7 protein-coding genes are annotated in these 12,335 nt (G+C 35.9%); 5 read left to right on the top strand and 2 right to left on the bottom strand.

Annotated elements, in window-relative coordinates; all coding sequences use genetic code 11:
- The first annotated feature begins 241 nt into the window (after positions 1-241).
- Complete coding sequence (gene cagS, locus FIM44_RS02905; protein ID WP_140579022.1) at positions 242-841, top strand: cag pathogenicity island protein CagS; 600 nt, start codon at positions 242-244, stop codon at positions 839-841.
- 208 nt (positions 842-1,049) lie between these two features.
- Here cagS and cagT read toward each other — a convergent pair whose 3' ends face one another.
- Entirely contained in the window at positions 1,050-1,892 is an 843-nt protein-coding gene (gene cagT / locus FIM44_RS02900) for a type IV secretion system apparatus protein CagT (RefSeq protein WP_000776454.1), read from the bottom strand.
- Positions 1,893-1,904: 12 nt separating this feature from the next.
- Positions 1,905-2,555 (bottom strand): cag pathogenicity island translocation protein CagU, encoded by a 651-nt coding sequence (gene cagU / locus FIM44_RS02895; protein ID WP_120984603.1) that lies wholly within the window; start codon positions 2,553-2,555, stop codon positions 1,905-1,907.
- 380 nt (positions 2,556-2,935) lie between these two features.
- On the opposite strand from cagU, the gene cagV reads away from it, so the two are divergent.
- The 4 genes from cagV to cagY are packed head-to-tail and all read left to right on the top strand — an operon-like array spanning position 2,936 to position 12,332.
- Positions 2,936-3,694, top strand: a complete 759-nt coding sequence (gene cagV / locus FIM44_RS02890; RefSeq protein ID WP_024112540.1) for a cag pathogenicity island type IV secretion system protein CagV — start codon at positions 2,936-2,938, stop codon at positions 3,692-3,694.
- A 4-nt stretch (positions 3,695-3,698) separates the two neighbouring features.
- Positions 3,699-5,306: a cag pathogenicity island VirB6 family T4SS protein CagW gene (cagW, locus tag FIM44_RS02885; protein WP_140579021.1), complete on the top strand. Its 1,608-nt coding sequence runs from the start codon at positions 3,699-3,701 to the stop codon at positions 5,304-5,306.
- Positions 5,307-5,358: 52 nt separating this feature from the next.
- Positions 5,359-6,924 (top strand): type IV secretion system apparatus protein CagX, encoded by a 1,566-nt coding sequence (gene cagX, locus FIM44_RS02880; RefSeq protein ID WP_140579020.1) that lies wholly within the window; start codon positions 5,359-5,361, stop codon positions 6,922-6,924.
- A 14-nt stretch (positions 6,925-6,938) separates the two neighbouring features.
- Positions 6,939-12,332: a type IV secretion system apparatus protein CagY gene (gene cagY / locus FIM44_RS02875; protein WP_140579019.1), complete on the top strand. Its 5,394-nt coding sequence runs from the start codon at positions 6,939-6,941 to the stop codon at positions 12,330-12,332.
- Positions 12,333-12,335 lie beyond the last annotated feature (3 nt).

Genomic DNA, 12,335 nt, shown 5'->3' with positions numbered 1-12,335 from the left:
CATTAAAACTTTTTTAAATCGGTTTTTAGAGCTATTTGTGAAAGCGTTTTTTGTAGGTTTTGAAAAATAGATATAAGAGTGGTTGAAACAATATTTTATGGTTAAAAAATAGTTTCTTGCTCTTTGAATGATGACCGCTCTGAAATTTTCACACAACAGATATTGTATAATTTTAATATAAAACTTTACGATTTAAACAATCTAAAGAGAAACAAAATCCATTGAAGGGACCAAGAGCGATATGAGTAATAACATGCGAAAACTTTTCTCAATGATTGCTGACTCAAAAGATAAGAAAGAAAAACTTATTGAGAGTTTGCAGGAGAACGAACTTTTAAACACTGATGAAAAAAAGAAAATCACAGATCAAATAAAAACCATGCATGATTTTTTCAAACAGATGCATACAAACAAGGGAGCGTTAGATAAGGTTCTAAGAAATTACATGAAAGATTATCGCGCTGTTATCAAAAGCATTGGTGTTAATAAGTTTAAAAAGGTTTATCGATTGCTTGAGGGTGAGACTATGGAGCTGTTGCATGCGATTGCAGAGAATCCTAATTTCTTATTCTCTAAATTTGATCGATCAATTCTTGGAATATTTCTGCCTTTCTTCAGTAAGCCCATCATGTTCAAGATGAGTATTAGAGAAATGGACTCGCAAATAGAATTGTATGGCACTAAGCTCCCACTATTGAAATTGTTTGTGATGACAGATGAAGAAGTGAATTTCTATGCTAATCTAAAAACCATTGAACAATATAACGACTATGTTAGGGATTTGCTGATGAAATTTGATCTTGAAAAATACATGAAAGAAAAAGGAATGCAAAATGCTTGATGTAAAAAATGAACAAAAAATCTCGGTGTAACTAACAAAATTCAGTTTGAAAAGTATTTGTCTCAGGCAGAGACAGAATTAAAAAACGATGAGTGCTTTAAAAAGATTACCTACTTGATCGCCTTACCTATCAAGTAAGGCTAACGCCTATTGGCGTTGCTCTCTACCTTTAGAAAAATCTACTCTCTCCCTTTCCCCTTTCTTCCAATCACTTACCACTGAGCAAACTTCTGATTTGATTGCGCAAGTATTCATTCTCCCTTTCTTCTTGTAGCTTCTCCCTAACTTCTTCCTCTTTGGCTTGCATGTTCAAGTTGCCATTCTTAAAAATCTCAGAACTAATCACATTCTGCCTCATTTGATAACCTGCACGATTACTCAATGTTTCTAAAATTTCTCGTTGGTTATTTTTCCTAGTGGTATATTCTTGTTCCTTGTCTTGTAAGAGAGTCTTGTAATACTGATTGATTTTTTCTAGCTGAGCTTTTTCTCTTGCCACTTCATTGATCACTTGCTTGTTGTTTGCTCCACTCACATCATAGCCATGCAAATTTTTTGTGTTAGCTCCTAGCATTGGCTGACTTCCTTGCAACACATCAAAGGTCTGTGGTTGTTCTTTGTTGTTAGGATTATCATTGTAATTACTCGCTATCATCACCACACCCTTTTGATTCAAAGTAGGCTGCAAGTAAAAATCAATGTCGGATCTCGCTCCATTAGCTTGGAAGTAATTCTTGTATTGAAGTATCTTATTGGCATCGCCTATGAGCGTAATCTTTTTAGAATGATGAACAAGTTTGAAAGTTAGTACAACTTGTTTATTATCCAACAAATAGTCCTTGTAATTTGGCAACTTCACTTGCACCATGAATGGTGTGTCTTTGAGTTTGTCATTTAAGGGTATCTCACTATACTTCTCTATCAGTTCATTATACACAGGCGTATAAACATGGTTCTTTTGTTTCACCACTTTTTTCGCATAATTACTGCATGCGCTTAAAGTTAAGCACAGAATTGCCGCACCGATTAAAACACTCGCTCTCAGTTTCATTGTTGTTTCTCCTTATTGCTCTTGTTTCTTTGAAGTGAAAAGACCATTGATAAAATTTTTTATACCAATAACCTTAATAACTTTATAAATCAAATAGCCCATACCTATAAAACAAATGTTTTTCAAAACAAAGAGTACCTTGTCGTTAGTGCTACCAATTCCTAATATATACAGTTCATAAATAGATCTAATTGTTTCTAATCCAAAAAACAAAACCGCACCCACACCAAAGGCATAGTAAAAATACTGAAGTTTTAGTTTTGTTTTTAGACTTTCCACCAAATCCACATTTTTGCTAGTTCTTAAAAATACAAAATAGATTGCAAACAAAACAAATATCCCACCCATACATAACCCTAACAGATGCTCTAGTCCCCCTATATATCCTAAGAATGAATGAGCGTATGCTTCCATTATTCTCTGTTTGGCTTGTCCTATCTGCATCAGAAGTTCATACCTTTTTTCTTGCGGTAGCTTTTCTATTTCTATTAGGATATTTTTCAACTCTTCTTGATTCTTTAGAGCTTCGTGAAATCTTTGCTCCCCTAAACTCCCTTTGGGATATAACGAGTCTAGTAAATTTAAAAGATCATTGCTCTGTGAGTTGCTAGGTGGTGGGGCGTTTAGCGAATTAGATCCATGACGCTCTGTTGTATCGTTCATGAAACTCCTTTCAAGAATTAAATTGAGAAATTGTTTTGTTATTATACCATTCTCTCTCTGAGTTGTGATTGTCTTATCTCTTTGAATTAGGCGCTTCTAAAATTTCATTACTAGGTTACGACTGCTTACTCATTGCTCTTACTTTTTGAATTGCATCGTGTTTCATCTTGCTTTTTGTTTGGAGCAATCCGCTACTTACATTTATTATAAGGAATCTTTGTTCAACGCCTTATCCAAAAAGGTTTTTGTTAAAGGTTTTTTCAAATATATATTTTTATAGAAATTTTGCTATAATTGAGATTATTTTAAGGGGTTATTAATGAAAAAATTTCTCAAGTTCTACAACCAACAAACCAATAACTAAACCATAAAGCTGTCGCATGTTAGGGAAAAAAAACGAGGAAGTCTTGATTGATGAAAATTTAGTTGGGGGTGTGATAGCCCTTGATAGATTGGCAAAACTCAATAAAGCCAATAGGACTTTCAAAAGGGCTTTTTATCTCTCTATGGTGCTCAATATCGCCACTGTAACGAGTATTGTAATGATGATGCCTTTGAAGAAAACGGATATATTTGTTTATGGCATTGATCGATACACAGGAGAATTTAAAATTGTCAAACGCTCCGATGCTAGGCAAATTGTCAATTCTGAAGCTGTTGTGGATAGTGCAACTTCAAAATTTGTTTCATTGCTGTTTGGTTATAGCAAAAATTCTTTGAGGGATCGCAAGGATCAACTAATGCAGTATTGCGATGTGAGTTTCCAAACCCAAGCAATGAGAATGTTCAATGAAAATATCAGACAATTCGTAGATAAAGTCCGAGCAGAAGCTATCATTAGCTCTAACATACAAAGAGAAAAAGTCAAAAATAGTCCCTTAACGAGATTAACATTTTTTATTACCATCAAAATCACGCCTGATACAATGGAAAATTACGAATATATTACTAAAAAACAAGTAACTATTTATTATGATTTTGCTAGAGGTAACTCTTCTCAAGAAAATCTTATCATCAATCCTTTTGGATTCAAAGTGTTTGACATTCAAATCACAGATTTACAAAACGAACAGACGGTAAGCGAAATTTTGAGAAAGATTAAAGAAGTGGAATCAAAAAATAAGGCGTTAAAGCAATAAGAGCATGTTTAATATTAAAAGGACTTTTTTAGTAACGATCATAAGTTTTTTTCTCATTGTTCCTAATTGGTTAAAAGCTATTGATTTGCCCATTGTCTCAAATCTCAAAATTTACCAAACAGTTTATTGCATGCTGATACCGAGTTATGTTTTAACCAACAAAAGTTTTGCAGATATTTTGACAGGCTATACATCTATTGGCGCATCAGGGAGTGGAAAGAGTTCAGGGCAGGGTGTGATTGAAGCGCTTAGCACGCCATTAGCCACAAGTTTAGCCGCTAGCAATCTGGTGAAATATTTGAATACTTTAGGTCCTTTATGGGGATCGGCGTGGGCAAGTGTTGCTACAGCTATACAAGGTTTTGCTCTAACGCCATCAAGTGGCTGTAATTTTGGTTGGAACGCATTGATAAATAAAAACATAGATGTATCCATGGATAGCGTGCTAGACAATTTGAGCAACAAGATTCAGAATTTCACCAAAGGCGGTGTTGAGGACAATGTGAAAGGCAATATTCTTTTGCAAATAATTGGCTCAATAACCGCTCAAGCTTCTACGAATATTACAGCTGATGGTTTAATTTGGCTGATTGGCAAAGAATTTACTGCAAATAAACTGCAAAACAACACTACAGCCATGCTTGCTTTTGCCGCATTAGAATCTGTTGTTAAAGGAGCGGACGCTGCTGTTCTTCCTGCATATGGTGTAGTCAATCTGCCTGATATTATCATAGGGCAAGGGTCATATCTTGATTTTGTTTCTTACCTAATTTATATTGTTTTTGGGATTTTTGTTTTTATTTCTTTTATGAAATTGAGGGATATTTCAAATGGCGTTCAGCTTAACATAGGTTTTGAATACATGCGGTTTGTTGGGGGGACATTATTCAAAATGGCGATGGTCTCTTTTATCGCCTATGCAGGTTTTGGTTATCTTTATAAAATCTCTTATTCTATTTATTTTGGTTTAGCAGGCGCTTTTGGGCTGAATCAAGTTCTTTTTTGGGCTTTAGATTTAGTGCTGAATTACACTGTTAATTCAATTTTACCTGCGGTAAGAGCTGTTTTTTCTAATGTTGGTAACAACGCTCCTAGTTTGTTACAAGGCTTGCAAGTGGCAGGTATTTCTTTATTCGCTATTTTTATGCAAGTAACTATCATTATGAGAATAAGCACTGTTGTTGTGAAACCTTTGATAGCAGGGGCTTTTAGCGGTATTGTGTTCCCTATTGCGGTATGTTTGATCGTGCTAGATTGGTTCAAAGATTCTATGAAAAACATATTGATATGGTTTATTAATAATTTGTTTATCTTGGTTCTAGCTATTCCTATTTTGCTCTTTGGTGTTTTGGCATTATTGGCATTCAATTTGACCATAACGCCCTCTGTTGCTATACAGAACATCAATCAAGGGGGACTGGGTATCGATTCAACTATTGCGAGTTTGATCACCCTATTTATTTTAAAAGGTTTCATAGAGACGATTATTGAGAGTGTCAATGCGATCGTTAATACTATTTTCAGCTCTGTTTCTATGGATGGCAGCAGAATGGATAGAGAAAGAGATGCCTTAATGGTGGGAAGAGTTGGTGGATCTATGTTTAAAGGATAAGCCACTTTATTCTTGTGTTACAATTACAAATATTTTTTAAGAGGAATTGTTGATGGAGCAGGCATTTTTTAAAAAAATTGTTGGCTGTTTCTGTCTTGGTTATTTATTTTTATCTAGCGTAATAGAAGCAGCACCTGACATTAAAAATTTTAATCGTGGTAGGGTGAAAGTGGTGAATAAAAAGATTGCTTATTTGGGAGATGAAAAACCTATTACGATTTGGACTTCATTAGACAATGTTACTGTGATCCAACTTGAAAAAGATGAAACTATTTCTTACATCACAACAGGTTTCAATAAAGGTTGGAGTATTGTGCCTAATTCTAATCATATATTCATTCAACCTAAATCGGTAAAAAGTAATCTCATGTTTGAAAAAGAAGCAGTGAATTTTGCCCTAATGACAAGAGATTACCAAGAATTTTTAAAAACAAAAAAACTTATCGTAGATGCACCTGACCCTAAAGAATTAGAAGAACAAAAAAAAGCTCTAGAAAAAGAAAAAGAAGCTAAAGAACAGGCGCAAAAAGCGCAAAAAGATAAAAGAGAAAAAAGAAAGGAAGAACGCGCAAAAAATAGAGCCAATTTAGAAAATCTCACTAACGCTATGAGTAACCCACAAAATTTGAGCAATAACAAAAATCTTAGCGAATTTATCAAGCAACAACGAGAAAATGAATTAGACCAAATGGAACGACTAGAGGACATGCAAGAGCAGGCTCAAGCTAACGCGCTCAAACAAATTGAAGAACTCAACAAGAAACAAGCTGAAGAGGCAGTTAGGCAAAGAGCCAAGGATAAAATCAGTATTAAGACAGATAAATCTCAAAAAAGCCCCGAGGATAACTCCATAGAATTATCTCCTAGCGATAGCGCTTGGAGGACTAATCTTGTTGTGCGGACCAATAAAGCCTTGTATCAATTCATTTTGAGGATAGCTCAAAAAGACAATTTTGCTTCAGCGTATCTAACCGTCAAACTAGAATACCCACAAAGACACGAAGTTTCTAGCGTTATTGAAGAGGAATTAAAAAAGAGAGAAGAAGCAAAGAGGCAGAGAGAATTGATCAAGCAAGAAAATCTCAACACCACAGCCTACATCAATAGAGTAATGATGGCGAGCAATGAACAGATTATCAACAAAGAAAAAATAAGAGAAGAAAAACAAAAAATTATACTAGATCAAGCAAAGGCGCTAGAGACCCAATATGTGCATAATGCGTTAAAAAGAAACCCTGTGCCTAGAAACTACAATTACTACCAAGCACCTGAAAAACGCTCTAAACATATTATGCCCTCTGAAATTTTTGATGATGGCACATTCACTTATTTTGGTTTCAAAAACATCACTCTCCAACCTGCTATTTTTGTGGTTCAGCCTGATGGGAAATTGAGCATGACTGATGCTGCTATTGATCCTAACATGACCAATTCAGGATTGAGATGGTATAGAGTTAATGAAATTGCAGAAAAGTTTAAGCTCATTAAAGACAAAGCCCTTGTAACAGTAATAAATAAAGGCTATGGGAAAAATCCATTGACAAAAAATTACAATATCAAAAACTATGGTGAATTGGAGCGTGTGATTAAAAAGCTCCCTCTTGTCAGAGATAAATAAAAAGGCGTTAAGACATGAATGAAGAAAACGATAAATTTGAAACTTCTGAAAAAACCCAACAACATTCACCCCAAGATTTATCCAATGAAGAAACAACAAAAGCCAATCACTTTGAAGATTCTTCAAAAGAATCCAAAGAAAGCTCAGATCATCATCTTGACAACCCCACAGAAACTAAAACCAATTTTGATGAATACAAGTCAGAAGAAACCCAAACTCAAATGGATTCTGGTGGTGATGAAACTTCAGAATCTGGCAATGGCAGTCTAGCAGACAAGTTATTCAAAAAAGCCAGAAAATTAGTTGACGATAAAAGACCTTTCACTCAGCAAAAGAGTTTAGATGAAGAAGCCCAAAAACTGAACGAAGAAGACGATCAAGAAAATAATGAGTATCAAGAAGAAACTCAAACGGGCTTAATTGATGATGAAACTTCTAAAAAAGCCCAACAAGATTCACCCCAAGATTTATCCAATGAAGAAGCAACAGAAGCCAATCACTTTGAAGATTCTTCAAAAGAATCCAAAGAAAGTTCAGATCACCATCTTGACAACCCCACAGAAACTAAAACCAATTTTGATGAATATAAGTCAGAAGAAATAACTAACGACTCTAACGATCAAGAGATTATCAAAGGAAGCAAAAAGAAATACATTATTGGTGGCATTGTAGTCGCTGTTCTTATCGTGATTATTTTATTTTCCAGAAGCATTTTTCACTACTTCATACCTTTGGAAGATAAAAGCTCTCGTTTTAGCAAAGACAGGAATCTTTATGTTAATGATGAAATCCAAATAAGGCAAGAGTATAACCGATTGCTGAAAGAACGGAATGAAAAAGGCAATATGATCGATAAGAATCTTTTCCTCAATGACGATCCCAATAGAACCTTATACAACTATTTGAATATTGCAGAAATTGAGGACAAAAACCCATTGAAAGCCTTTTATGAATGTATTAGTAATGGCGGCAACTATGAAGAATGTTTGAAGCTTATCAAAGACAAAAAACTTCAAGATCAAATGAAAAAGACTCTAGAGGCTTATAATGACTGCATCAAAAATGCCAAAACTGAAGAAGAAAGGATCAAGTGTTTAGATTTAATCAAAGATGAAAACCTGAAAAAAAGCTTACTGAACCAACAAAAAGTTCAAGTGGCGCTAGATTGTTTGAAAAACGCCAAAACCGATGAAGAACGAAACGAGTGCCTAAAACTCATAAATGACCCTGAGATTAGAGAGAAATTCCGTAAGGAATTAGGGATTCAAAAAGAGCTTCAAGAGTATAAGGATTGTATCAAAAACGCCAAAACAGAGGCTGAGAAAAATGAATGCTTGAAAGGCTTGTCTAAAGAAGCTATAGAAAGATTGAAACAACAAGCGCTAGATTGTTTGAAAAACGCTAAAACCGATGAAGAACGAAACGAGTGCTTGAAAAATATTCCCCAAGACTTGCAAAAAGAACTACTAGCTGATATGAGCGTCAAGGCTTATAAAGACTGCGTTTCAAAAGCTAGGAATGAAAAAGAGAAAAAAGAATGCGAGAAATTGCTCACGCCTGAAGCGAAGAAATTTTTAGAGCAACAAGCGCTAGATTGTTTGAAAAACGCTAAAACCGATGAAGAACGAAAAAAGTGTTTGAAAGATCTCCCTAAAGACTTACAAAGCGATATTTTAGCTAAAGAGAGCCTGAAAGCTTATAAAGACTGCGCATCTCAAGCCAGAACTGAAGCTGAAAAAAAAGAATGCGAGAAATTACTCACTCCTGAAGCGAAAAAACTTTTAGAAGAAGAAGCCAAAGAGAGCGTTAAAGCTTACTTGGATTGCGTATCAAAAGCCAGGAATGAAAAAGAGAAAAAAGAATGCGAGAAATTACTCACCCCTGAAGCGAAAAAAAAGTTAGAAGAAGCTAAAAAAAGCGTTAAGGCTTACTTGGATTGCGTGTCTCAAGCCAGAACTGAAGCTGAGAAAAAAGAATGCGAAAAATTGCTCACGCCTGAAGCGAAAAAGCTTTTAGAGCAACAAGCGCTAGATTGTTTGAAAAACGCTAAAACCGAAGCTGAGAAAAAAAGGTGTGTCAAAGATCTCCCTAAAGACTTGCAGAAAAAGGTTTTAGCCAAAGAAAGCGTTAAGGCTTATTTGGATTGCGTATCTCAAGCCAGAACTGAAGCTGAAAAAAAAGAATGCGAGAAATTACTCACCCCTGAAGCGAGGAAACTTTTAGAAGAAGCTAAAGAGAGCGTCAAGGCTTACAAGGATTGCGTGTCTCAAGCCAAAACTGAAGCTGAGAAAAAAGAATGCGAGAAATTACTCACCCCTGAAGCGAGGAAACTTTTAGAAGAAGAAGCCAAAGAGAGCGTTAAGGCTTATTTGGATTGCGTTTCAAAAGCTAGGAATGAAAAAGAGAAAAAAGAATGCGAGAAATTGCTCACCCCTGAAGCGAAAAAACTTTTAGAAGAAGCTAAAAAAAGCGTTAAGGCTTATTTGGATTGCGTATCTCAAGCCAAAACTGAAGCTGAGAAAAAAGAATGCGAGAAATTACTCACGCCTGAAGCGAAAAAACTTTTAGAGCAACAAGCACTAGATTGTTTGAAAAACGCTAAAACTGATGAAGAACGAAAAAAGTGTATCAAAGATCTCCCTAAAGACTTACAGAAAAAGGTTTTAGCTAAAGAGAGTCTGAAAGCTTATAAAGACTGCGTGTCTCAAGCCAAAACTGAAGCTGAGAAAAAAGAATGCGAGAAATTGCTCACCCCTGAAGCGAAAAAACTTTTAGAAGAAGCTAAAAAAAGCGTTAAGGCTTATTTGGATTGCGTATCTCAAGCCAAAACTGAAGCTGAGAAAAAAGAATGCGAGAAATTACTCACGCCTGAAGCGAAAAAGCTTTTAGAAGAAGCTAAAGAGAGCATCAAGGCTTATAAAGACTGCGTTTCAAAAGCTAGGAATGAAAAAGAGAAAAAAGAATGCGAGAAATTGCTCACGCCTGAAGCGAAGAAATTTTTAGAGCAACAAGCGCTAGATTGTTTGAAAAACGCTAAAACCGAAGCTGAGAAAAAAAGGTGTGTCAAAGATCTTCCTAAAGACTTGCAGAAAAAGGTTTTAGCCAAAGAGAGCGTTAAGGCTTATTTGGACTGCGTTTCAAAAGCTAGGAATGAAAAAGAGAAAAAAGAATGCGAGAAATTACTCACGCCTGAAGCGAAAAAGCTTTTAGAAGAAGCTAAAGAGAGTCTTAAAGCTTATAAAGACTGCCTCTCTCAAGCTAGAAATGAAGAAGAAAGGAGAGCTTGCGAGAAGTTACTCACCCCTGAAGCGAGAAAACTTTTAGAGCAAGAAGTTAAGAAGAGCGTTAAGGCTTATTTGGACTGCGTTTCAAAAGCTAGGAATGAAAAAGAGAAACAAGAATGCGAGAAATTGCTCACCCCTGAAGCGAGAAAATTTTTAGCGAAGCAAGTGCTAAGTTGTTTGGAAAAAGCTAGAAATGAAGAAGAAAGAAAAGCATGTCTTAAAAATATCCCTAAAGACTTACAGAAAAATGTTTTAGCTAAAGAGAGTCTTAAAGCTTATAAAGACTGCCTCTCTCAAGCTAGAAATGAAGAAGAAAGGAGAGCTTGCGAGAAGTTACTCACCCCTGAAGCGAGAAAACTTTTAGAGCAAGAAGTTAAGAAGAGCGTTAAGGCTTATTTGGACTGCGTTTCAAAAGCTAGGAATGAAAAAGAGAAACAAGAATGCGAGAAATTGCTCACCCCTGAAGCGAGAAAATTTTTAGCGAAAGAACTCCAACAAAAAGATAAAGCGATCAAAGATTGCTTGAAAAACGCCGATCCTAACGACAGAGCGGCTATTATGAAGTGTTTGGATGGTTTGAGCGATGAAGAGAAGCTCAAATACTTGCAAGAAGCTAGAGAAAAGGCTGTCTTGGATTGTTTGAAAACGGCTAGGACCGATGAAGAAAAAAGGAAATGTCAAAACCTTTATAGCGATTTAATCCAAGAAATCCAAAATAAAAGGACACAAAGCAAACAAAATCAATTGAGTAAAACAGAAAGATTGCATCAAGCAAGCGAGTGCTTGGATAACTTAGATGACCCTACTGATCAAGAAGCCATAGAGCAATGTTTAGAGGGATTGAGCGATAGTGAAAGGGCGCTAATTCTAGGAATTAAACGACAAGCTGATGAAGTGGATCTGATTTATAGCGATCTAAGAAACCGCAAAACCTTTGATAACATGGCGGCTAAAGGTTATCCATTGTTGCCAATGGATTTCAAAAATGGCGGCGATATTGCCACTATTAACGCCACTAATGTTGATGCGGACAAAATAGCTAGCGATAATCCTATTTATGCTTCCATAGAGCCTGACATTACCAAGCAATACGAAACAGAAAAAACCATTAAGGATAAGAATTTAGAAGCTAAATTAGCTAAGGCTTTAGGTAGCAATAAAAAAGATGACGATAAAGAAAAAAGTAAAAAATCCACAGCAGAAGCTAAAACAGAAAGCAATAAGATAGACAAAGATGTCGCAGAAACCGCCAAGAATATCAGTGAAATCGCTCTTAAAAACAAAAAAGAAAAGAGTGGGGAATTTGTAGATGAAAATGGTAATCCCGTTGATGACAAAAAGAAAGCAGAAACACAAGATGAAACAAGCCCTGTCAAACAGGCCTTTATAGGCAAGAGTGATCCCACATTTGTTTTAGCGCAATACACCCCTATTGAAATCACTCTGACTTCTAAAGTAGATGCCACTCTCACAGGTATAGTGAGTGGGGTTGTAGCCAAAGATGTATGGAACATGAACGGCACTATGATCTTACTAGACAAAGGCACTAAGGTGTATGGGAATTATCAAAGCGTGAAAGGTGGCACACCCATTATGACACGCTTAATGATAGTCTTTACTAAAGCCATTACGCCTGATGGTGTGATAATACCTCTAGCAAACGCTCAAGCAGCAGGCATGCTGGGTGAAGCAGGGGTAGATGGCTATGTGAACAATCACTTCATGAAGCGCATAGGCTTTGCTGTGATAGCAAGCGTGGTTAATAGCTTCTTGCAAACTGCGCCTATCATAGCTCTAGATAAACTCATAGGCCTTGGCAAAGGTAGAAGTGAAAGAACACCTGAATTTAATTACGCTTTGGGTCAAGCTATCAATGGTAGTATGCAAAGTTCAGCTCAGATGTCTAATCAAATTCTAGGGCAACTGATGAATATCCCCCCAAGTTTTTACAAAAATGAGGGCGATAGTATTAAGATTCTCACAATGGACGATATTGATTTTAGTGGCGTGTATGATGTTAAAATCACCAACAAATCTGTGGTAGATGAAATTATCAAACAAAGCACTAAAACTTTGTCTAGAGAGCATGAAGAAATCACCACAAGCCCCAAAGGTGGCAATTAATTC

Origin of the sequence: Helicobacter pylori, from assembly GCF_006440215.1 — a bacterium.
Lineage (GTDB): Bacteria > Campylobacterota > Campylobacteria > Campylobacterales > Helicobacteraceae > Helicobacter > Helicobacter pylori_CS.
This window is presented reverse-complemented; position numbering and strand designations above follow the sequence as displayed.

Coding starts and splice junctions, on each gene's coding strand:
- cagS (WP_140579022.1), top strand. CDS start 242: ATGAGTAATAACATGCGAAAACTTTTCTCAATGATTGCTGACTCAAAA.
- cagT (WP_000776454.1), bottom strand. CDS start 1,892: ATGAAACTGAGAGCGAGTGTTTTAATCGGTGCGGCAATTCTGTGCTTA.
- cagU (WP_120984603.1), bottom strand. CDS start 2,555: ATGAACGATACAACAGAGCGTCATGGATCTAATTCGCTAAACGCCCCA.
- cagV (WP_024112540.1), top strand. CDS start 2,936: ATGTTAGGGAAAAAAAACGAGGAAGTCTTGATTGATGAAAATTTAGTT.
- cagW (WP_140579021.1), top strand. CDS start 3,699: ATGTTTAATATTAAAAGGACTTTTTTAGTAACGATCATAAGTTTTTTT.
- cagX (WP_140579020.1), top strand. CDS start 5,359: ATGGAGCAGGCATTTTTTAAAAAAATTGTTGGCTGTTTCTGTCTTGGT.
- cagY (WP_140579019.1), top strand. CDS start 6,939: ATGAATGAAGAAAACGATAAATTTGAAACTTCTGAAAAAACCCAACAA.